Origin of the sequence: Palleniella muris, from assembly GCF_004792655.1 — a bacterium.
GTDB classification, from domain to species: domain Bacteria; phylum Bacteroidota; class Bacteroidia; order Bacteroidales; family Bacteroidaceae; genus Prevotella; species Prevotella muris_A.
Genome location: NZ_SRZC01000007.1, coordinates 60,869 through 83,004, shown reverse-complemented (window position 1 = coordinate 83,004; position 22,136 = coordinate 60,869). Strand labels below are relative to the sequence as shown.

Here is a 22,136-nt window from a genome sequence, read left to right as displayed (position 1 = left end):
TTTATTGTATTGAGGGAATAAAAAACACCGCAGCCCAAATAATCAGACTGCGGTGCCAATCAAAACTCTCAAAACACATTCTTAATCTTCGTCAAGTTCCTCTGGGAAAGTAAACCTGAATTGGGCGCTTTCCTGCTGTGCCTTATCAAAGGTAGCCATCATAGCAGTTCGACCGTCCATATATCTTATCTCTATAAATTTTGCTCCTCGCTCCGCAAGGATTACCATTGCCACCGCCCTCATTTGTAAAGGGTTGGCCGTGAAAGTGAACTCGTCATTTTCTGTCCGGCCAAAGAACTTCTGCTTGAACATATTCTTACTCTTCAAAAGGTTCACCGGTAATCATGGACATCACTAATTTGTGAGCCCGTATCATTCCTTCACGATAGCCACGAGCGTAGCCTTCACGATAGCTCAGGTAATACGGGATATGCTCAGCCCACTCACGAATTTTAGCCAAGATTTGCGCTTCAGAACATTCCTCAGAATCATCTTCGCAAATTGTACGCTCATCGTTGTAGTTGTCTATAACCCACTTCAAAAGTAACCGGCGGTTTTCGTTTCCAAGCTCAGCATAAAACTCTACCAGATAAGCATTAGAGTTCTTGGTTCGAGTTGCAATATGCCATTTAGAAAGAATGTGATCAAAATTGCATGTCCATTTAATTTCTGTGAGAAACACAGGAACAACCTCAAACTTCTTTTCTCCATGAATGTTAGTCCACTCGTGTTCAATACTGGGATAGTTCCAACCAAAGAATATCCACTTATTTATGGCTTTTATAGCCGTTTTTATTGATTCTGTCATAAATCCACCTCCTTAATAAAATACTTTACGCCATGACCACGCTCTGAATCGCAGTTGTAATACCGAAAGGCGTTTACCGGTTTGTCAAAATCTTTTTCGCTGGATTCTTCTATGTTAATTGGACAGGGGCTTTGCCAAGCGTTGTTCAATCGCATCATGTCCTGAATCAAGTAAATGGTGTTTCCTGTGTTGAACTTGATTCGTGCTTTCTTCTTGTCAATGCGAACATAGTTCACCCCACCATTATTATACTCTTCGTGCATCATATCTGTTATATTTTAAGTGTGTGATGCCCACCCATATTTAGGATCGAGCTGAACGGAATTGCTTTCCTGATACCCGCTTTCAGGCCAGCCATGAAAAACAATGGCACCATTCAACTGGCATTTTCCATTCACCATTTCTGCAAAGGAGAACTCATTGCAACGCTCATTATACCAAATAGAAACCTTGTGGTCTTTAGCTTGCTGGCGATGATTGTGAAAACGCTTCAGGCATTTCAACAAACTATCATCATTATGACTACGGCAATCCAGGATAAGCTCCTTTAATTTACAGAGAGAGATGTCTCCTATTTCCACCCGTACTTTGAATTTAGTAGGCATTTTTTCATTTTCTTGCTCCCATGTCGCAATTGCCAATTCAATAGCGTCTCTGGCGATATTGCGAGCTTGTTCTAAACTGATTTTTGTCACATGGTCTTTGGTGACAAAATAAATATCCTCAGTTACTTTCATGCCTGTGGGCCACAAATAAGCATGAATCCAGCTGCAACTCTGTGCAATATCGTACCGAAATGCTTCATTATCAAAGTAATCCTTTCTGATTTCCGACAAGCGAATAAGATAAGTATGTGACCGATGTATCATCCACAAAAAAGGGAAAGCGTTCACGCCTTCCTTGATGATATATTCTTTGTCGTACTTCTCAAAATCAGACTGGAATGAGGTCATAGTGTTTGCTACAATCTCAGCCATTTTGTTTAATATATCTACTATCATATTACTTTTGCTTTACTATTTTGGTTATATTCAACATATTGATTATATCGCCTAAGATGTACAAATCAGTGATGTCAACCTCATCACTCTCTTCTAATTGCTGATAGATGTTTTGAAGAGAATCGGTTGCGTTCTTTAGCCAAGCATTGTATTTTGCTGACGTGAACCCTGTTTCGGTCTGCCATACAGCTTTGTCAAATTGCTGAGGTTTGATTGATAAAGATGCAATAGTTGAGCTGCCTTTCTTACTAAATACACCTTTCACATACCCTCGAACAAACGCTTCATGGCAAATCTCTACATAAGCACACGCTTTCTCGCCAAACTTACATTTACAGCAATGCCTTTCACGTCCAGATGCTTCTCTGGCACGTTGTTCAATCGTTGTCCTCATATTCAAACTCTTCATCTATAAGTTCAACGGCATGTTGTATGTTTTCCTCTAAAGACAACGTGCCGTCATACATTACTTTATCCAAGAAAGAGTCTTTGGTCACTCCGACATATATCCAGCCGTTCTCAATTTCGACACGACCGTATTTACAAGTTGCTACTATCATAACCTACCGATTTTATATTACATGTTTACCGTTTTGAATTGTTTCTCAAGCCGCAAAGCTGTTTCATTGATTTCAATACTGATTTTAAGATTGTCACGCAATTCTTGAAATTTTCTCAGCAAATACTGCGCTTTCGGGCGTTTGTCAGCCAATAATGACGCAATCGCCTCATTGACCTGCTTTAATTTGGCACGGTTTTGAATTATAATGTCTTCAGTGAACATGCGCTTAATAATTTTGGTGAATTGAATCTAATTTCTTTTGCATTATTCTGGCGTGTGATGACCACCATAGCTTGTACACCGGGGTTTCAATGTTGAAGTAACGCTTCCAGAAATGTTTTGCAATCCATAACAACGACCTAACAATCACACGGCAAATAACCATGAGAATGTCGCCAGTGAGGGGTAATATGCGAGACTTGAGTGTTTCTGAGTTTTGATTGTTGTTCGCCATAATTAGAAATTTTCTGAGTTTTGAACGAATGTGAATACTTGTTGCCAGTGGCCAGAAAGACTGTCGTTTAATACAAGCGCCCCGACCATTTCCTTGCCGGATTTTATTGAGTCAATCACGCTTTGGTATGTCGCAGAGTCCACTACAATTTCAACGTCAAACAGATTGGCGTCAGCGTCGTCATAGCGGATGCAATATGCGTCATCGCGCTCATACTCCTCCAGAACATACTCGGAGCTGAAGAACATACCCGACACAGGCTCATTTTCCTCCAGATATGTTTCTTCCGTTTCGGGCTTATTAAGCGTTACCTTGTTCTCAATGTGGGCAAAAATAAGTTGTGCTCCCACGACTATCGCCAAGAGAGCGCAGAAAATTGTTGAGGCTTTCATCTTCATTTGTGCCGGGTGTTTGCATAGTTTGTGTACACGCCATTGCTTGTGCAAGTGGCAACCAATATCGCTTTGTGAGGCTTACCCCACAGGGAATATCTTACTTTTTTCATTGTTTTTGGGGTATAAAAATAGCCGCAACCAGATTGCTCCGATTGCGGCTATTGACATGATTATGAACTATTTTATAACGCTTCTAAAATTTTTCTCGCTCTTGCTTCCACACGACACTCAAACATAAGTTTCTCAGATTTAATGCGCTGGGCATTGGCTTCCTCAAAACTGATACGACACCGACCAGCTTTCTTGCTTCGGATAGGGCGGGCAAGGTCGTAAAATTCCTGCTCTTTCCGTCTTGCGGTTTTGATACGGCGATATTCGGCATCAGACATGGGCGTGTCGTATGCTTGTGAGCAAAGTGGGGCTGTGAGTGTGCTATATATGCGCTTCCAGTTGTCCCAAGTTACCATAGTCGCTCCTTTGCCAACCCAAGCAATAGAATATCCGCTTTTGAGCATCTGACCGAGGTGCTTTGCGTAACAAACCTGACGCATCACAGGCTCTATGCGCACTTCCTTTTTGCCCTTCATGCACACCATGACTTCTTGGCTTGTCTGTATGTTTGCATCCAGCGTTTGCCAGAATTTTTGTGACAATTTTTGTCCAAGTCCTGCCGCCATATCATAGAGCATTTCCCACGCTTTTTCGCTTACATGGGACGTGTATTTTTCCGCATCTGTCGGGGCGGTTGCAATGCTTTTGAGCGCAGATATTTGCGCATCTGAAAATATATTTCCGAGTTTCATGTTGCTTTTGAATTGACCGGCTCCTTGGACCGGGGGAAAATCTGAAAAGTTACGCGTTTAGGGCTTTGTCACCACGTTGCGACACACAACAAGTGGACGCGAATGTAACGCACGATGAACATATATGTGCGAGTGGGCACGTTGCCTATGTGGACGCAATTTGCAAGTGGGCGCACAACGCATTGTGGGCGTGCGTGCTTGCATAAGAAAGCCACCCAACCCCGAAGGGCTGGGTGGCAGTCGTATTGCGGTCGGTAAGTTATGCGGCTTGTTCGTCGGTTGCACTTTCAGGGACTTGTACGGGTGCCGGCTCGGTTGTAGTGCCCACAGCGGCGTTGTACATGCTCTCAGCCTTGGCGAGGATAGCACTGCGGAGGTTGGTTTGCTTTGCAATAGCCTTTGCCGTTGTCTTGAGCAGTTCGGAGAGTGCTTCACCCTCAGCCGTGAGCAGGGGCGAGGTTTTCTTGACGTTGAGGTTGGTGTGTCGGAGCAAAAGCCCGTCGTCGAGTGTGAGTGCGTTCTTGAGTTTGCCGTCACTGTCGGTCTTGTACACCACGTTACCTGCAAGCCAACGTGTGAACGCGCTCTTGGCGGTCAGCTTGGTTTCGATTTGCTCACCGTTCACAACCACGATTTTGAAAGCCGTGGCGAAGCCGTTACGCTCTTGTGCGTCTGCCACCATGAGAGCGAGCAGGGGGAGCAGGATGCCGTCACCAGATGCACGGCGTACACCTTCAACTGCCATGAACTCGGTCACTTCTTGCATCTCGCCATCGATGCGCTTCTTTGCGTTACGCAGGAGCACCGCTGCATTTGCGGGCATTGTGTTCACGTTGAGTTCGCCGAAAGTTACGTTGAACTTGATGTTGTTTGCGCTGTTTGACTTGTTCGTTTTAGCCATAATCATGTCGCTTGGTCCTTGTACCTGTGTGTAGCCCACACACCGCTTCCGTGTGTCGGGTGATTGAAAAATTACGCTTGACTCTGCCTGTCGCATTGCTACAAAATGCAATTTTCGCCTTGTCACGAGCGTACACAATTAGGACAGAAGTCCGTATGTACGGGGGCATTAAGCGTGTCAGCATGACTATGCAGTTTAGACCCTGTTACCCTATGCGTACTCAATGCGTCAGACGTAAATTTCCGCTACTCTCCGAGGGCTATCTTGTGCTCACGTTATGCGCCATAAGGCTCACACAACGCTTGTCGCATAATCAATCATGTCAAAGAACTTGTTGCCGTACTTTCGGACACCTGCCGATGTCGATTTCGGACGTTGCAAATATAGGGTCGTAAGTTGTTGATTTCCAAACATTTTTGCGAGAAATTTTTGAAAAACTTGGCGCGTGAGGCAAAGCCGGCGCGTGAAAAGTTTCGTGGGCAGAGGGCGCGTCAAAATGGGCTCGTCCACGTGACCTGGGCATGGACGCCTCATAGTGGGCGCACCCATTTTGCGCATCCACCTCCACGTATCATGGACACCCACAAAACACTCACGAAAATGTGGCCACATAAGCACGTGCGCAACCATAAATTCACGCAATTTTGGTCGTCCATTTGCACCCATATTTGGACGCACGTGGTAGCCCACAAATTGCGTCCACACGTAACCACTCGTCCACACGATTTTTGGCATCCAGACATATCCACTCACTCCCACATTTGTCCACTCTCGCCCATAAAGTTTTGGGCACCCAAACAACGGATGAACTCCCACGTTTCAGGCAATATTGGGGCGACCACGAATTGTTATGGACGGTCATCCGAAATTTTGGGCATCCATAATCGTCCACGAAATTGGATAGCCACATGCGTTATTGGGCGTCCAAGAATTGTCGGCTATTGGTAGCCCACGTTATGTTAATGGGCTCCCACGAGTAATTTATTGGTAGCCACACTATATATCTGGGCATCCAACACGTATGAGGTGAGTGTCCACATATTGTTTGTGGGCTCACACATATTATTCCTGGGTGTCCATGTGTCGTATGTGGTTGCACACGTGTTATATATGGGCGGTCACACGTTATTTGTGGATGTGCATTACACGTCGTATGGTCGCCCAAACATGGGGCAAACTTCACGCACTTTTGGGCTACCAAGCATTTCAGATGGGCGACCACTAAACTTTGTGGACTCCCACGAATATGGCTGGAAGGTCACACATTTAAGTGGTCGTCCATGATATTGTCGTTGGTATCCACGTTGTCTGTCGTGGGCGCCCACGAAAAAATTGGAGCCTCATGCGTTTTGTTGGGCTACCACGTGAACTCTCTTGGGCTCCCACGTGTTGCGTCGTGGATGCGTATGTCACGCACGTTGGCACCCATGCACATACACGATACGCATTGTGGGCGTGCATGACTGCGTATGGGCACGAGTGAGCGCACACTTGCACGGATGGGCGCGTATATGCACACGCACACACGAATGTGGGCACGCATATACGCTATATGGGCGCACACGCGTGAGGAACGGCAACAACCCCCTACCCAAAGGGTAGAGGGCGATGCAGCAACCGGCTTTGCGATGGTTTTATAGCTTTGCTATGACGGCTTCGATGAGGGTCTTTGCCTGTTTGGGTTCGGCTTTACCCACGAGTTTGTCGAAGTCACCCGAAGGGTGAAGGTTGAGGAACACTGTCTTTGCGACCTCTTCGAGGTCGAGGTTTGCGAGGTCGGTGCCTTTGGCGTGTTTGTAGCCCTTGCGACTGGCAAAGCCAGCAAGCAGCGAGTACGAGTAGGGACGGATGTTCGGTTGCAACTTTGTTGCAAGTTTCTGGGGTTTGCCGTTCTTGTCGGTCGTTTTGCCAAAGGCAAAGCCTTCGTTTTCATCCTTCCCAAAGGCTTCGCCTTTGACTGCCATTGCAAGCAGGGTTGCCGTGTGGTCAAAGACCACAGCCCACATTTCGCGAGTTTCCACTACACGAAGTGTAGTGCCCTTTTGGGCATTAGCGGTTTCGGACTTGGTAACAACTACGTTGTTAGCGACTACGTTTGCGGTGTTTTTTGCAGAATTTGCCATGATTTGAAAATTTTGATTTTTGCCGAAACCCGTCGGCGGCGGTTTGTCGAGATTGACGGTGCAAAGTTACGGCATCCAACATGCGCGGTGGAGGCAAGAATTTTACTCCCTAAAGGGAGTAACGAAAAAATTTTTATCCCCTTTGGGGATAAACCTGCCGAAGTTCCACTCCGTGCGTTGGCCCTGTGTATGCACACCCAGGTCATGCACAAGTGGGCAGGCACATGCACTTGCGTGTACGCCCACACACTCGTCATGTGCGTTGCGTATGGGTGTGCATGGGCGCATTATGGGCATACACATACCAGCGTGATGTGGGTGCAATGGGCACGCATACACAAGCATGTGGGCATACTTGGGCGCATCTGGGTGTGCATGGGCGTGCATTATGGGCGCACATGTCTGCACTTGGGCACGCACACGTAATGTGCCTGGACGCACAGATGCACCTCCACACACGCCTTGCAACTGGGCGTGCATACGCAACACGTTGACGCTCAGGCACTACCACGCACACATAATGGGCGCACAGTAGCCGTGACCGCACACACTTAGGCACAACGGGTGGGCGCAGGAGGGAGTCCGTGTGTGAGTGGCAATTTCTTTCAGAAATTGGGGTGCTGGGAGGGGTCGCACAACCGCCCATGCGCTTGCCTGAGTGCCCACGTGAGCGTGCATGGGCGTAAACCCGAAGGGTTTCACTTTTGCACAAAGTGAAAGTCATAAAGTGTTGGTTTTCAAGTGTTTGCGGTCTATCATGTGGGCGCACCCACGCAGGATTGCTACCACGTGCCCACTCGCGGTTGTTAATCGCGCATGCACGCAAAAATACGCGGGTGGGTGTGCCCGATGGTGGGGATTCCATACATATACTCCGGCCCAATTTTTCAAATTCGTTTTTCATAACAGAATTACTGGGTGTCTAAGCAATGTCCCACTACCACTCATTCCTGTTAGAACGAAATCCTTCCAGTAACACATTATTATATATAGGCTTTTCATCTCTAAACCTGTTGTTTCCAATTTTTCACCTTTGTCATATACAATCTCCTAATATGTTAATCTCAAAATTTTCCCCAAAACCCATTTTTCAAATCGTTTTTTGGGAATATAACGCTTATTTTCCGATTGCTATTTGCACACTTTCCAAAATTATGAGTACCTTTGCACAAAAATTGATATATTCATAATCCCACAACAATGAAATCACAGTTTCAGACCCTATCTTTTCTCTCTAATTATGCCCCGAAAACATCATTAGACGCTGAATTTATAAATTCGTTCTTAGTACAACGCTTCCAGATTACCCCTAAAACCCCCGTATTCGCCCCAAATTCCGACACAAACCTTATAGACGTGCAATCTTTCGTCTCATGGTTTGAAAGTGGCTTAAACGCGCTTAAAATCGCTCGTTTCAAAAATGAGACCGTTTTACTGGGTGTGTGCACTCTCGAAACGTGTGAAATCATTGGCACTCTTCTCGAAGACGGTACTCTTAACACCGAAGTCCATACCGTTTCCAAAGAGGAAATAACCGATGCCACTGAAGAAGACATCCAGAAATTCTATGATGCCCTCTTTGAAAACAATCTTCAGCCTGACCCTAACAAGCTACGACTTGTTCCCAAGTATATTCCTAACCCCGGTGACCGTGTAATTTTCTATAACTATTCGCTGGAAGTTCAAGGCGTTGGAGTGGTTCGTCACATTGACTCTGAGCATGACGTGATGTTCTACTGCTACTTTACCTACCCAACCCCTGACCACCCCAAACAAATCGGCTACTCTCTTGCTGAGACTCCAGGGTATGATGTCAGAACAATGGTATTCGAGAACATTGACCAAGACAACATATCAACTACACTTGGAAACTCTACCAGTTGTTTTCGACGTCTTGGAAAAGAGTTGGAGAAAGTTGGAAAGGTCTGGAAAAATAAAACGCTAAGAATCGAACCGCTGGAAGTAAAAGTACCAATTGGAGAAACGTATTTTTATATCACGGATAAAATGGAAGTGAGACAAGAAAAAGAAAAGGGAACCCCAACGTCACACTTCCGTTATCTGTCCGGCAACTATTTCACCACTCACAAAGCCGCCATGACAATGCTGAACAGATTTAACGAAATGCTGAGGGATTATCTCGCTTCTGATAAATGGCCTGAACTGGACGATAAAGACAACGACTGAAAAACAACAATGCCCGACAAGACTGGAAACAATCATGCCGGGCATTGTTATATGCTTCATGTATTATTGGAGTGCCTGATGTGCAATAGTGTCTGTATAACCGTTTCGCTCATTCCATTCCACCACATTCTCTGCTGAAAAGATGTATGCTTTCTTGTGTACTCCATCACAAGGTTTGTATTTGCTGCATAGAACGCCTGTGAACTCATTATACCCCACGGATGATAAATTATAGCACCAAGGCTTCAAAAGATGGTCTGGAAGCCCGCCACCGCTTTCTAAGGCCGTTCCTCTGCCGTCAGTAAACTCATCAATCACATTTTCTTCACCTGAGATAACGAAGTCACGATAGAAAGTCTTGATTGCAATTTCCATTGGAGAAAGGCTGGAATCATTGGCAGACAAGATAAGGCTTATGAGTTTTTTATTCTGGGAGTTCTTTGTTTTCTTATCTCCTCTGCTGGCAGTGAACACATAGTTTGCCTCAATATCATAGAAGCGGTCAATTGCAACCCTCAATGCCGGTACCGACTTATCTTGCATGGTACATGGAGTCCACTGGAAGATTTCGTATGGATTAAAGTCCTGGAAGGATTTGAACCCAAACTTGACCTCCCATTCGTTGTTGTCTCCATAAACATACTTGCCTTGTTCGACGGCCCCAACCATATCTTCATAGATATTTTGAGCAAGAGAATATATTTCATCTTGTGGAAGTGCAGCCCCGATCATCTCTTTCCAATCTGTTGACTGAGGTTCTTCTTCCACTTCACCTTCCTCATCGATTCTGCTGGAAGGATGATAGTGGTCACAATATAAATCAAAGATACCCCACCAGAATTGATACAAAAAGAAATCTACTGGGGATTTGACAACCTCATCAAGACAGTCAACAATCTCTTTAACCCTTTCAACCTTTATGAAGGGTTTGTTACGATAAGGGTTCCTTGTCCTCATTGACTTTTCTGCCCTTTTTAAGTTTTGCTGGGAAAGTTCTTCTATCTCCTCCGAATCTTCTTTTATATCTTCTGAAGGTTTATCAAAGTCTATAACCTCAACCTTTCCAAAACCTTCAAAACCTTTTTGAATATCTCTGGAATAATCTTCATCGGAATCTTCTATGACCTCGTTTTTTTGTTGCTCGTCCCGTTTATTATATATTTTATTATTATATATTATTACTGTGCTGCAAAAGTGCAACATTTTTGAGGCTAAAAGTTGCAAAAGTGCAACACTCAATGTTGCAGAAGTGCAACACTTTTCTGGACCAAAAATAGAGTCTTTGGGGAAGAAACCAGTTTCAAAAGCAATTTTTATAGCGTCAATTGCCTCATGTTGCAAAAGTGCAGCAGGAAAGTCCTTTATAAGTTCTGCAAAAGTGCAGTAAGTATTGCACAAGTGCAGCGTTTCTGCTATCGCTTCTGCAAAATGTTGCACTTCTGCAACATTGAAGGCTTCCATAGGGATGTTGCACTTCTGCAACATTTTATGGTCTTCATTCTGAAAATGCTGCACTTCTGCAACATTTTTCGCTTCTGATTCTGAAAATGCTGCACTTCTGCAACATTGAGAAACAAGGATAGAACTTCCAGAAACGCCTAATAATTCAGAACGGCATTGCACTTTTGCAACAATACCATTTTTCTCTAATACTCGAATACCAATTTTGGTGAAATCTTCAGCGAATTTTTCCCTTTCTGCATTATTGAGCGATTCGTAATATTGCAGAAGTGCAACATATTGGTCGCACATTATTGATATGCCGTTTTTATGCTTCTTGATTAGTCCAAGAGCTTCCAATCTTTCAAGTGAAGATGGAATTGTACGGTATATGTTCAAGCCGGCCATGCGTCCGAGTTGCCGTTGAGACAAAATGATTGTTTGGTTATCAAGTGAACTCGCCAACTGTTTTCTGACAATATCAAGAAGACATTGAAACAGCATCCGGTCTGATACATTCGGGAATAGTTGGTTGTTCGCATGGTAGTGCAAGCCATACCCAGCATACATAGCTTTTTGATTAGGCTTTGACATATTTCATTACGATTACTTTGTTGATCATTTGTTTGATTTTCATGTACCCATGTTTCTTTGCATATCGGCCAACATTGGCGTTGTTGGGAATGAACCACGGATTATCTTCAGCAAAAGCTGCGGCCATTTCATCGAATGTCATTTGAGGTTTGAACTTATTTTCCATATTATTTGAATTTACTGTTTGTTTACGAATAGGGTTTTATTGATTTGAATAGGTGAATTATCCCAATTTTTCAGATAATTGTTTTAGAACGATTTGTCTGGTTTTATCTTATTTTCGTTTTACAATCTCTGTCAGATTCTTGATTATATTGGCACATTCCTGCGCTTTTTCATATTCTTCATTTGCTACAGCTCGTTGCTTGATGTCATCAATGAAAGGAATCATACAGACGACAATGTTATGAAGGGCGTATGAAGTATGATTCATAAATGCGCCGGTCGTGCTGAACGATTGATTGAGGGCATTACACATTTCATTGAGTGCCCGGATTGTGTTTGCTTCTTTTTCGTTACTGTGGTCAACGTATTGCGCAACCTCTTTTAGAGTTTCTGTTACGATATTGAGGGCATTATTCGTTGCTCGCTGTTCGCGTTTCATGTCCAATACATTCCAAAGTATTGCCACGATAAGGGTATAAATGATGATGTTGGCCATTGTTATTGAATCCATATTTGTTTATGAAACTTGGGCAGTTTTCACCGCCAATTTGATAATCTTTTGGTATTATATTCCACGGTTCATCTGGTTCTGCGATGTCGGCCCGGTACCACAAGCAATGATATCGGTCGAAGCATCCCTTTGATAGGCACATTTCAGCATTAAATCCGATAACCCTGCGGTATTCATCTCGTGTGATGAATTTGTATTGATCTGGAACCAACTGTGAGAGTCTTGAAGGAATTGCACCGCGAAGAACCATGCCGGTTGTTGCATATACCTCTTTGGTTCCGGTTTTCACGACGAATTGCAATGTCTTCGCTCTGGTTTTGCTGAGTGGCAGCAGATTTAATGAAGAGGTCAGTTTATACAGTTTACCACTGACAACAATTGTGTCTGGCTCCGGGGCGTTGAGCCAATTTATCCAGTAGGCACAATCAAAGCACATCTGCTCGTTTCTCATTTTAGAAACCAGCGGATTTTTGATTGAGCGGAAGGCTTCAAGGTCTTCTCGCTTGCCGCAATATGAACAAGTGATAAATGTATGCGCCATGCCCTTGTGGATAATGACCGGTATGTGTGGAGTATAAAATTATGCAAGGGCACAACTGGGTGTGTGCTTCAATTTTGGCGCCTTGATTAAAGGCTGATAGAGGCGAAGATTCCGGCCACCTCTTCTTGTGTGATTCCAATATAAGTCTTTGTAACCTGAATAGAACTGTGATTGAGAATCTTGTTGAGAAGAATCAAACTTTCGGCACTATGTTCGCTTTTGTCATAAACATATCTACCGAAGGTCTTACGGAAAGTGTGAGTGGAAAAATTGTCAATGCGCAGTTTGTACTTATACTTGAACTCTTTGAGTTTCATATTTACATACTGAATGGTCATTGGTTTATCGCCTTGCGGAGATGCCATGATGTAGTCTTTCTTGTCTGGGCGTCCCAATAGTTCCCATAATTCATGGAAGTTTTTTTGAACCGAGGGGTTAAATGGAATCTGGCGCGTCTTTTTTGTCTTTTGCTCAACAATAGTTACTGATGAAACACCCAGAATATCTTTCCATCGAAAGCGAAGTGTATCTGATGCTCGACAGGCTGTACAAAACGACAGTCGGGCATACATTTCCCAGCGATAGTCTCCATCTTTATGAAGGCAATCCAGGAATCTTGTGAACTCATCATAAGGAAGATGGTCACTGGTTGTAATTTGATTTTTCTGTCCCATATTATTTGTACTTTCATTTTTGTGCTGCAAAGTTACATAATGAAAATGAAACCACAAAAAGATTTATTGAAAATCTATCTTTTTACAGCAAATTATTTTTAAGATAAGAAAAAACCACTGACTAAAATGTGATATAATAGTCAGTGGCCCGATGAACAACAGCTCTTTATAACTGTTTGAATGTTTCGATTGTGAAAATTGGGATGTCGAGTGATTTTGCTTTTACAGCCTTGCTCGAAGACGAATTGATGTCTGCCATAATTAAATGGGTGGTATTTTTGGACACACTATTAACTATCTCTCCTCCCTGTGCCGCAATTTCTGCTTCCAGCTCTTTGTCACGGACACCGGTAAAACAAATTTTCATTCCTGCGTATTTATTGCCTGTTGCTTTCTTCGGCTCTTCCATAGGGAGAATCTTTAGTTTGTTGCGGGCCACAAAATCATAGAATGGTACAATGCCTTTAAGGAAGGATTGCATGGTTTTGTTTAGGGCAAGAAACTGAGGTGTCTGATCAAACCCTTCTTCAGTGAAGACATAGCCATGTGTAAATGCAAATCTGTCATTTTCTGATAGATTTGAAACGATACTTTTTGCTTTGACTTGTCCTATGCCCAAGAAACAATCACTGGCGTGCATGAGCTTGATGATGTCAACGCCGTCACGTATTTTCTTGTTTGCTGCCAATATAACATTAGCTATAGACTCTCCGAAGCCGTCAATAAGCATGAGTTCATCGAATGTAATGTCAAGGATTCGCTGGAGAGTGTTATATCCCACCTTGAACATTTTCAATATTGTCTCTTCGCCTATTTGCTCAGCTTCTAATGTTGTATAGAAGTGAACGATTTTGGCAAGACGTATGCCGGGACATTCTGGGTTGGTGCAGATAAGTTCAACCTTTGAATCATTCCATTTAGTTGGCTGTCCGCAATCAGGGCAATACAGAAGGCTGTCGCGTTGCTTTATCATCGTTTCAGCTGTCGCTTCTTCCATAACATTGAGAATCTTGGGAATGACGCCACCGGAACGAGTTACTGCAATGCGTGCGCCTGACCCAATGCTGTTCTCAAAGATGTATTTAGCGTTGTAGCCAGTTGGGTTTTCCATTGTACAGTCGCCAGTATCAACTGCATCTATACTGACCACTGGTTTTAATGCGCCAGCCTTGCTAATTTTCCAGTCAATACCCTTCACGGTTGTCTCAAATACGTCAGTAAAATCTGGGTGTTTGTAGGCAATTGCGTACAGGGGGTTGCCGGTGGTTTGCTGTCGTCCGATCGTTTTCCAAAGCAGGATGTCATCCAAATAAATAACAAGTCCATCGATGTAAAAATCCTTGCGCCATTCTTTGAATAATTCAGCAAGTTTCGCTTCGTCAAGTTCTGCAACAGTTACTACTGTACCATAGATGTGCTGATGATATTTCTCGCAAAGAGTTTGGAATAGTTGAGTGTAGGTTTGGAAATTGTCAAGATCTTGTTCGCTTACACCGTATCGGTAGAATGTAGTATGCCGCAAGAGTTCTGACGGCTCGTCACGATTGATGAAGCCGGCTACGGTATTACGAGGCGATTTGAATTTTTCTCCTGTAGAATCTGAAGTCCTTCCGGCTAATTCTTGCTCCCATGTTTTACAATCAAAGACCAATTCTCCGAAAGTGTAGTGAAGGTCGCTGGCCCCATCCTCTTTGTGTAGTGCCAACAAATCATAGTGCGGAGAACAGTCTTGACCTTCGTTGTCGGCGCCACCTCTTGAATACACCTTTTTGGATATTTCATCTCGGAGCCAAGACACTCCATCAAATTTGGGAGTGATTACCAATTTGGCTGTTTTCGGAATAGCCATTGAGCTAAGCCATTGTTTGATGTCGGCTGCTGATTTTACTTTGTTCAGCGATTTCATAGGAATTGGCAGCTTCACTTTACGGTCTTTATTAACTATGGCCGGCTCTATGTGCTGAAACCATTTGTTGCCTGGGTCAAACTCCTTCAGTTCATCAATCAATTTGTCGTATTCGGCATCCGATATTTGCGGTGTACCTTTGCGATATTCCTCATTGTATTTGGCTATTTTTTTAACGAGGTCGGCAATATATTTTTGAGTATTCATCTTGTATATAGTTAAGGGAGGATCAACAGACCCTCCCTGATTTACTGTAAGTGTTTATTTAATACCGGTAGAGTTAAAACCGCCTTCACCACGTTCTGTTGAATCAAGGGAGTCAGTTTCCTCCCATTCAATTTTCACGTATTCTTTAGCAACGATTTGACAAATGCGGTCGCCATTATTGACAACGAAAGGTTCTGTACCGAGATTGTGGACTATAGCCCCCACATCGCCACGATAATCTGCGTCCACCGTACCAGGTGCATTTGTCAGGGTGATTCCATGTTTGAGCGCAAGTCCTGAACGAGGTCTGACCTGAAGTTCGTAGCCTTCAGGAAGCTGGATGTTGATACAGGAGTGAATCAGTTTGCGCTCACCAGGCATGATGGTTATCGGCTCATCAGTGAACGCACGAAGATCCATGCCAGCTGACATCGGGGTTGCATACTGAGGTAACTCATTATTTGAGTGATTGATGACTTTTACCTTGATAGTTTTCATTTCTTATTACTTTTAGAATATTGTTTATATTTCATTCCTTTACGTGACATACTGGCCGTAGGATAGTATGTTCGAGTGACCCCGCACATTTTGTCATATTCTTCCAATTTCAAAGTACCGTAATCGCTTGCCTCTATTTCAATGTCTTGAGCCAGAAATCGAAAATAAAGTCCGCAACTGGATATGCTGCGACCAGTGCAAGCCGAATAGATAACAGAGTTGGCTGTCTTAAAGGCTATGCCCGCAGCGGTCAATGAATGAAAGTAGCCAATAAATCTTTTAAGAGGGCTAAAGACCAGAACTGGATTGCTGGTTTTATTGCTTAGATTTTTCTTCATAGCTACTTATCTCAGTAAGGACCTTACTGGATAAGCGGGAGCGTGCTGCCGATACAAGGTATGTATCTGAAACAGCGACCCCGTGCGCAAATAGCTCAAAAACTCTATCGCACATATATGCCAGAAAGTCAGGTTCGATAAATGCTATGAACAGAAACAGAAATGTTCCATCAATTAGAAAATGCCCTTCTTCGTTGATGAGACATATTTGATCGTCTCCAATTTCGTATGTATCGCAAAGTGATTTGATTTGATAGCGATACTGATTAAAGAATGGCTGTATGGGCTTGGGCTCTGTCATTTGAGACAGATAGTGTGTGGCATCAAAATACGAGCGCCCTGATTCGCTTTGACCAAAGAGCAAGTTAGGAAATTCAGGAAAGGACTGCTCTTTACACTGGAGGTTGATTTCGCCTTTCCCAGTCTGACCCAACATCAGCTAAGGGAGAAATTCTCAACCTTACTTTTATGTACGTCAAGCGGCCAATAAATAGCTTCCGTCTTGTCAAATTTGGTGTCTCGGATTACGAAGTCTGACATAGTTTTACCCAGATGTTTGTTGATTTTCTCGTTTGCGTCTGCATTGGAAAGTGCCGGCACATAAAAATCTTCGATTGTTTTCTTTTCCTTGCCACTTTTTTCGTCAAGAGTTAGGAACATTACCTTGACCATATAAAGGCCAACTCCAGATGTTTCGTCCTCTTCAAAGAAGTTGCAACAAAAATCTTTTACTGTTTGCTCTTGGGCAAGAGTGTCGTTGAATAGAACATCGGAAATCTTGGTTTTGATGATTTCATAGTGAACGCTTCCGAATTGGGTGCGGTTCAGAGAAGATATGATTTCGTGTACCAGCATTTCAGCTTCGGTATAGCTCGTTGCCAGTATCAGTTCCTCAATCTTCTTTTTACCCAAAGCACCGTTTGGAAGCTCGACTGTACATTCCGTTTTTACGCGGAAATAGCTACGCTCTTTTTCTTCCATAATGTTTTGAATTTGAAGTGAAACTTGATTTGTCGCTGCAAAGGTACATAAAAAATTCAATATAACAATAACAAAATTAGTCTTTTTGGTATAATATATTTCTATTATCATTGATTTATAGGGATTTATAGTAAAGACAACAAATAAGATTTTTATATTCGACTATTTTCATTGGATAATTGTGTGTTTGGTCTTAAAACAAAATCATCTTGAATTTTCTATTCTTCAGAAAGTAAACATTGTAACAAATGGCTAACGCAGAATTATCAGATAAAGAGCTCGTCACGCAAAAGCTGGAAAGCATATTTATGACCAGCAAAAAAAGCGTGCAGGAGTATGTTAGGGAAATCGAGCGCAGATGTCGATTCCAATCTTCATATCGTCACCTACAGAACGGTACGGTGTTGGATGACCGTGGCCGTTTGATAGACATTTATGATGCTTGTGTTCAGCAAGACGCTCATCTGCGGGGTGTTATGGAAACTTTGTTCTCTCAGATTGTTGGAGAGCGGTTTATGATGGCAAGTCAAAATGAGAAAGGGAAATATACCAAAGACATAGCCGCTACCAGAAAGATCCAGAATACTGAATTTTTGAAGATTATACGTGGTATAGCAGAATCAAAACTGTATGGCTATACAGGATTAGAGTTTTTGGTTAATCCAGAAGCAGAACGTGGTGGTCTTCAGGTCAACTATGTGGAGCGTCGTAATATCTTGGCAGACCAAAGAAAAATTGTGCAGCGTCAAGGTATTTGGATGCCACAGTGGAGTTTTGATGACCCTAAATATTCTGACCACTATGTACTTATTAACAGTGGTGAATTGGGGCTGTTCTCGGCTGTCGCTCCTTTGATTTTGGCTAAAAAATTCACTTTTGCCAATTATGTCAATTTTTCTCACACATACGGTCAGCCTATTATTCATGGCAAAACTGAGTCTGAAAACACTGTTGACCGCAAACGAATGGCGAATGATATTGCGAGTGCGGCTCAAAATAAGGTAATTGTCACCGGTCTTAATGATGAGGTTGACATAAAAACATTCACCATGTCGAACTCTGAGCATGTGTTCACTGGGCTTATTTCAATTGTGGATAAAGATGTCTCCAACCTTATTCTTGGATCAGAGTCTATGGCGGGAGCAACCCAATCGTATGTAGGCGCAACCAGAGCGCATGAGAATATCTTCAGAGACCGCATAGAGGTGTATCGCGATTACATAGAACTTGTAATGAACGAGACCGTAATACCTCGTTTGGTTCGTTTGGGCTATTTACCGGATGGACTGGAGTTCAAGTATTCTAAGCGCATTGAGATGTCCGATGAAGACCGCATACGCCTCTTCCAGAACCTCACTACATCATGGGAAATGGATCCAGAAACAATTGAGCAAGAGTTTGGTGTGAAGGTTAAACGACAACTCAACGTGATGGACGGCATGACTGGTAGTCCGACTGGAGGTGGGGGTGGCGCGGGGTATAGCCATACAGCTACCAGACATTTAACCGATGAAGAATATTTCCGCAGATACGGTCATGCCCGTGAAACGCAAAATTTTCTTCGGGAGAGGGGGAAATAGGTCCGGTCCCTCTCTCCAATGTAGTAGCCTTACGACACCCTGATGACAATAAGGACCGGCATGAAGAAGAGGTTGCGACACTTCTTCCTCTATTCCATGATTTTGTCATTAGTGTTGTTCAGCATGAGGGTGAATGGGGGTCTTTAGAGGCGTTAATGGAAGCTCGTGCTGATATTGCCATCAGAAGAGCTTGTGCCGGTTTTGGAGTTGACTTTGAGGAAGCGTTACGTCTCATACGCAATGCTGACGGGCTTGACAATGAACAAATAGCTCAGCGGAATATCATTTTGTCCGCAGTTGATAATCTGGTTGACTTTGCGGTTGTGGAAGAATATCACATGGCTGATGATATGGCAGAGTTAGAAGAAGCACTAACGGAAGAGGAAGCAGAAGATATGGAAGATGAAGATTGGTTCAATTTCTATCTGCCAGTCTTTTCTAAATTCCATAACCAATACATGCGTACAGAAAACATGGACATAGAATATGCCATGATTGTCGCTGCCTATTTATCGACGATTAAAAACGACACGACTCTGATGTACATGACACAAGGTGATGAGCGAGTACGTCCGTGGCATCTTCAGTATGAAGGATTTACTGCTCCTAAGTCAATGTTTCCAGCATGGCTTATTCCTCCTATTGAGCATAATTGTCGCTGTTATTTGGTAGAAGATACGTCAACAGTTATAGCTTCTATTCATGCATCTGCGATACCAGAGATGCCTGATTGGTTTAATCGTACATTCAAAGAAAGCGTGGCTCTCGGTGGTCGCATTTTCTCTGATGAACACCCATATTTTCAAGTTGATGAGCGGCATGTTGGCCGTCTCAATGCCATAGCAAATCGTATCAAAGCAAAGTATTTGAAAGATGGCGAAGGTAAATAAAGGCATACCATTGATGCCACAGCAATTTCGTGAGCAATGGGAACCGCTGCCTCACTTGTTTGACTTGAACCTTTGGAACTTTCAAGTGTCGGTAGGACAATCTGCCGTTGATATTTTCCAAAAGTCCTTTGATATGAAACGGTTCAATACAAGAGGCAGCGTGGTTTGGAGGCATAGCCCTAAACGTAACAAAGGTGGCTTCACTGTTGGTGGACTGGTGGAATCTCGGTCATTGCGAAATTCTATCACCTATGAAACAGAATCCTACAATCGCTCCAGAGGAAAAGTTAAAGTTTTCACTGACCCGAAGGCGTTTAACGGGACTTACAATCATAAAGGGTTTTGTTTTGCAGCAGTGCACAACTCTGACGACCCATCTGTACGCACTGGTCGGGTAGCCAATATGCCTCAACGACAATTCATGCCAACAGAGAAGCGTGACTCGTCTGTGATGAACGACAAATTGAGAGAGTTAGAAAGAATCATTTTTAGAACATTCCCAGGTGTAAGACGATGATAATTGATAAGCATAAACCAACACACCCTACAGAGCCAGAAGAGGTACCTGTGGTGCCGGAGCCTGAAATTGACGAAGTTCAGGAAGTCGTGGAGACCAACCCGATGATTGAAGCGTACAAGGCTGTAAGAAAAATTTTAGAGTCTATTCCAAAGGATCCTAAAAACCCTAAAAGTCCTCGATTGTTCAAAACTATCAAATTGGGCAATGGCCAGTTGAATCGAATTAAATATAATACGCATAATAAGGAATACGGGCTCGTGTTCCCGGCGGTGTTTATACATTTTATCAATATTTATTACAATGTTGGTACCTCCAGCATTGCTGAGGGTAAAGGCACTATGCGTATTCATTATGTGTTGAATCGTCTCAACAACAGTGATGATGAAGTGGAGTGTGAAGGCATGGAAGTTTATAAGCGTATAGTGTCTGCTATAGAAGCGCAGAAAGCCAATTTCCCGGCACTTGTGTCAAGGTTTCAGTTGGAGTATTGGGATCAGCCATTGACTTTCGATGATGCTTTACAGCCCTATTGGATTGATTATCAAATCTGGTTTCAAGACTTTACTTCATACGCTTATAAGAATTACCAGGATGTGTATGTCACGGTGCCGCCGTTCACTCAGCCAAGCGACCAAAATGAGATTGCCAACCCCGATCATCTTCCAAATCACGAATATCCGAAGTTTGAAGACATTGCAGGATTCAAAGATAAAAAAGAGTGATTTCACCCTACTCAAATTGCAATCCTCTATTCTTGGAAAAAGAGTAATCAATTATGGATGCAGAAAATTTGAAATATGTAGTTGGAAAGGCTGAGGAAGGCCAACCGGCTATCATTCGCTTTTTTTCAGCCGTAGATGAGTACAGTGTTCGCTGCTTCAATGATGAGTTCTTGTGGTTGCAAGACTATGTGAAACCTTCAAAGATTATTGTGATGATCAATTCTGAAGGAGGCTCAGTGTTGTACGGAATGAGCACGTTCTCGGTTATTCGCTCTTGTCCTATTGAAGTCGATTGTGTAATAGAAGGCATTGCAGCTTCGATGGCCAGCGTTATCTGGGCTGCTGGTGATAACCTTTATATGCACGATTATTCATTGTTGATGATTCACAATCCTTTCAATTCAAAGGTTGAGGATGATGACCCATCGGTAAAGCAAACCGTTGAAGCTTTCCGCTCACAATTGGAAACTATTTATACTAAACGGTTTGGACTTTCCAAAGACAAGGTTGCGGAAATTATGAACGGCGAGGGAGATGCGGACGGTACTTTCTTCAGTGCTAAAGATGCTGTGAAAGCTGGATTCCTGCCGTCAGAGAATGTCATCAAGACCTCTAAAAAGGTGCGTGACAAAGTGAAAAACGAGATGATAGGCATTGATAGCGCAGCTGAAATGCGCAATATCATGTCTGCCGTATCTGCTGAAGTGGACGAAAATAAACTTATCGAGGCAATTACTGCTATTCGTAATCAGAAAGATAATTATTCACCAATCCAAGAAAACAAAATGGAAAACAACGAAAAAAACAATTTCGACGCCATTTCAGCACAACTTGGACTCGCTAAGGACACTCAGGCCGCAGCGATTGAAGCTCGCATTGCTGAGTTGATCAATGCAGAAGCAACACTCAAGGAAACTCAGGGTGAGCTTACTGCCACGAATATCAAACTCGAAGGCAAGGAAGCCGACCTCGCTAACGTCAAAAGCGAACTGGCCGAGACTAAGGCAGCGCTTCAGGCGTACAAGGATGCAGAACAAGCTGCTCTCAAAGCCGAGATTGCAACGGTTATCGATGATGCAATCAAGGCAGGTAAAATTGAGGCTTCTGCAAAAGATGCTTGGACAAAGATGGCTGAGTCTGACTTTGCCACTGTCAAGAGCACTCTTGCATCAATCCAGGCTCGTGAAGTAATCACAGAGGTAATCGCTAAAGACCCTGCGAATGAAGGCAAAATCGAGGAGACGTTGAAAGACGTTGACGCTCAGATGCAAGCTAAAATCAAGGAGAAGCTTGGCGAGGTAAAATTTGAAACATTTTAATCTCCTTACGTTATAA

28 protein-coding genes are annotated in these 22,136 nt (G+C 43.3%); 7 read left to right on the top strand and 21 right to left on the bottom strand.

What is annotated here, in order from left to right; genetic code table 11:
* Window positions 1-81: 81 nt before the first annotated feature.
* The 12 genes from E5358_RS05630 to E5358_RS05580 all read right to left on the bottom strand — a co-directional run bounded on the left by E5358_RS05630 (window position 82) and on the right by E5358_RS05580 (window position 7,047).
* Window positions 82-327, bottom strand: a complete 246-nt coding sequence (locus tag E5358_RS05630) for a hypothetical protein (protein WP_135939273.1) — start codon at window positions 325-327, stop codon at window positions 82-84.
* Window positions 317-808, bottom strand: a complete 492-nt coding sequence (locus E5358_RS05625) for a hypothetical protein (RefSeq protein WP_135939272.1) — start codon at window positions 806-808, stop codon at window positions 317-319. Before E5358_RS05625 ends, E5358_RS05630 begins: the two co-directional genes overlap by 11 nt.
* Window positions 805-1,074 (bottom strand): hypothetical protein, encoded by a 270-nt coding sequence (locus tag E5358_RS05620; protein ID WP_135939271.1) that lies wholly within the window; start codon window positions 1,072-1,074, stop codon window positions 805-807. Before E5358_RS05620 ends, E5358_RS05625 begins: the two co-directional genes overlap by 4 nt.
* A 12-nt stretch (window positions 1,075-1,086) precedes the next feature.
* Complete coding sequence (locus E5358_RS05615; RefSeq protein ID WP_277821170.1) at window positions 1,087-1,785, bottom strand: DUF4120 family protein; 699 nt, start codon at window positions 1,783-1,785, stop codon at window positions 1,087-1,089.
* 25 nt (window positions 1,786-1,810) lie between these two features.
* Entirely contained in the window at window positions 1,811-2,203 is a 393-nt protein-coding gene (locus tag E5358_RS05610; protein WP_135939269.1) for a hypothetical protein, read from the bottom strand.
* Window positions 2,187-2,369: a hypothetical protein gene (locus tag E5358_RS05605; RefSeq protein ID WP_135939268.1), complete on the bottom strand. Its 183-nt coding sequence runs from the start codon at window positions 2,367-2,369 to the stop codon at window positions 2,187-2,189. The genes E5358_RS05610 and E5358_RS05605 overlap by 17 nt, the downstream gene beginning before the upstream one ends.
* A 17-nt stretch (window positions 2,370-2,386) precedes the next feature.
* Window positions 2,387-2,593, bottom strand: coding sequence for a hypothetical protein (locus E5358_RS05600; protein ID WP_135939267.1), 207 nt, complete (start codon window positions 2,591-2,593; stop codon window positions 2,387-2,389).
* Between the two features lie 234 nt (window positions 2,594-2,827).
* Window positions 2,828-3,223, bottom strand: a complete 396-nt coding sequence (locus E5358_RS05595; protein ID WP_135939266.1) for a hypothetical protein — start codon at window positions 3,221-3,223, stop codon at window positions 2,828-2,830.
* 179 nt (window positions 3,224-3,402) lie between these two features.
* The gene (locus E5358_RS05590; protein WP_135939265.1) at window positions 3,403-4,023 is read right to left on the bottom strand and encodes a hypothetical protein; all 621 of its coding nucleotides are present in this window, start codon (window positions 4,021-4,023) and stop codon (window positions 3,403-3,405) included.
* Between the two features lie 259 nt (window positions 4,024-4,282).
* Entirely contained in the window at window positions 4,283-4,924 is a 642-nt protein-coding gene (locus E5358_RS05585; RefSeq protein WP_135939264.1) for a hypothetical protein, read from the bottom strand.
* A 291-nt stretch (window positions 4,925-5,215) separates the two neighbouring features.
* The gene (locus E5358_RS15285) at window positions 5,216-5,338 is read right to left on the bottom strand and encodes a hypothetical protein (protein ID WP_277821169.1); all 123 of its coding nucleotides are present in this window, start codon (window positions 5,336-5,338) and stop codon (window positions 5,216-5,218) included.
* Between the two features lie 1,220 nt (window positions 5,339-6,558).
* Complete coding sequence (locus E5358_RS05580) at window positions 6,559-7,047, bottom strand: hypothetical protein (RefSeq protein ID WP_104405184.1); 489 nt, start codon at window positions 7,045-7,047, stop codon at window positions 6,559-6,561.
* Window positions 7,048-7,271: 224 nt separating this feature from the next.
* Between E5358_RS05580 and E5358_RS05575 the strand changes: the two genes are divergently transcribed.
* Together E5358_RS05575 and E5358_RS05570 are read left to right on the top strand one after the other, a co-directional pair.
* The gene (locus E5358_RS05575) at window positions 7,272-7,541 is read left to right on the top strand and encodes a hypothetical protein (RefSeq protein WP_135939263.1); all 270 of its coding nucleotides are present in this window, start codon (window positions 7,272-7,274) and stop codon (window positions 7,539-7,541) included.
* A gap of 706 nt (window positions 7,542-8,247) precedes the next feature.
* A complete protein-coding gene (locus E5358_RS05570; RefSeq protein WP_135939262.1) occupies window positions 8,248-9,234 on the top strand; it encodes a hypothetical protein in 987 nt (328 codons plus the stop codon).
* 63 nt (window positions 9,235-9,297) lie between these two features.
* Here E5358_RS05570 and E5358_RS05565 read toward each other — a convergent pair whose 3' ends face one another.
* The 9 genes from E5358_RS05565 to E5358_RS05525 all read right to left on the bottom strand — a co-directional run bounded on the left by E5358_RS05565 (window position 9,298) and on the right by E5358_RS05525 (window position 17,089).
* Window positions 9,298-11,268: a hypothetical protein gene (locus E5358_RS05565; protein WP_135939261.1), complete on the bottom strand. Its 1,971-nt coding sequence runs from the start codon at window positions 11,266-11,268 to the stop codon at window positions 9,298-9,300.
* Window positions 11,255-11,434: a hypothetical protein gene (locus E5358_RS05560; protein WP_104405181.1), complete on the bottom strand. Its 180-nt coding sequence runs from the start codon at window positions 11,432-11,434 to the stop codon at window positions 11,255-11,257. The genes E5358_RS05565 and E5358_RS05560 overlap by 14 nt, the downstream gene beginning before the upstream one ends.
* Window positions 11,435-11,542: 108 nt before the next feature.
* The gene (locus E5358_RS05555; RefSeq protein WP_135939260.1) at window positions 11,543-11,872 is read right to left on the bottom strand and encodes a hypothetical protein; all 330 of its coding nucleotides are present in this window, start codon (window positions 11,870-11,872) and stop codon (window positions 11,543-11,545) included.
* Window positions 11,844-12,485 carry a hypothetical protein gene (locus tag E5358_RS05550; protein WP_135939259.1) on the bottom strand — a complete coding sequence of 214 codons (642 nt, stop codon included), beginning with the start codon at window positions 12,483-12,485 and terminating at the stop codon, window positions 11,844-11,846. The genes E5358_RS05555 and E5358_RS05550 overlap by 29 nt, the downstream gene beginning before the upstream one ends.
* 86 nt (window positions 12,486-12,571) lie before the next feature.
* A complete protein-coding gene (locus tag E5358_RS05545) occupies window positions 12,572-13,159 on the bottom strand; it encodes a tyrosine-type recombinase/integrase (protein WP_135939258.1) in 588 nt (195 codons plus the stop codon).
* A 166-nt stretch (window positions 13,160-13,325) separates the two neighbouring features.
* A complete protein-coding gene (locus tag E5358_RS05540; RefSeq protein WP_135939257.1) occupies window positions 13,326-15,272 on the bottom strand; it encodes a BRCT domain-containing protein in 1,947 nt (648 codons plus the stop codon).
* A 54-nt stretch (window positions 15,273-15,326) separates the two neighbouring features.
* Entirely contained in the window at window positions 15,327-15,761 is a 435-nt protein-coding gene (gene dut, locus E5358_RS05535; RefSeq protein ID WP_135939327.1) for a dUTP diphosphatase, read from the bottom strand.
* 5 nt (window positions 15,762-15,766) lie between these two features.
* On the bottom strand, window positions 15,767-16,108 hold the full coding sequence (locus tag E5358_RS05530; RefSeq protein WP_104405176.1) for a hypothetical protein: 342 nt from the start codon (window positions 16,106-16,108) through the stop codon (window positions 15,767-15,769).
* A 435-nt stretch (window positions 16,109-16,543) separates the two neighbouring features.
* Window positions 16,544-17,089 carry a DUF4494 family protein gene (locus E5358_RS05525; RefSeq protein ID WP_168354590.1) on the bottom strand — a complete coding sequence of 182 codons (546 nt, stop codon included), beginning with the start codon at window positions 17,087-17,089 and terminating at the stop codon, window positions 16,544-16,546.
* A 248-nt stretch (window positions 17,090-17,337) separates the two neighbouring features.
* On the opposite strand from E5358_RS05525, the gene E5358_RS05520 reads away from it, so the two are divergent.
* From E5358_RS05520 to E5358_RS05500, 5 genes are all read left to right on the top strand, one after another.
* Window positions 17,338-18,669: a phage portal protein family protein gene (locus E5358_RS05520; RefSeq protein ID WP_135939255.1), complete on the top strand. Its 1,332-nt coding sequence runs from the start codon at window positions 17,338-17,340 to the stop codon at window positions 18,667-18,669.
* A gap of 155 nt (window positions 18,670-18,824) precedes the next feature.
* Window positions 18,825-19,559, top strand: coding sequence for a hypothetical protein (locus E5358_RS05515; protein ID WP_135939254.1), 735 nt, complete (start codon window positions 18,825-18,827; stop codon window positions 19,557-19,559).
* Entirely contained in the window at window positions 19,543-20,076 is a 534-nt protein-coding gene (locus E5358_RS05510) for a phage virion morphogenesis protein (RefSeq protein ID WP_135939253.1), read from the top strand. Before E5358_RS05515 ends, E5358_RS05510 begins: the two co-directional genes overlap by 17 nt.
* A complete protein-coding gene (locus E5358_RS05505; RefSeq protein ID WP_135939252.1) occupies window positions 20,073-20,801 on the top strand; it encodes a hypothetical protein in 729 nt (242 codons plus the stop codon). The genes E5358_RS05510 and E5358_RS05505 overlap by 4 nt, the downstream gene beginning before the upstream one ends.
* A 53-nt stretch (window positions 20,802-20,854) precedes the next feature.
* A complete protein-coding gene (locus tag E5358_RS05500) occupies window positions 20,855-22,120 on the top strand; it encodes a Clp protease ClpP (protein ID WP_135939251.1) in 1,266 nt (421 codons plus the stop codon).
* The last annotated feature ends 16 nt before the right edge of the window (window positions 22,121-22,136 follow it).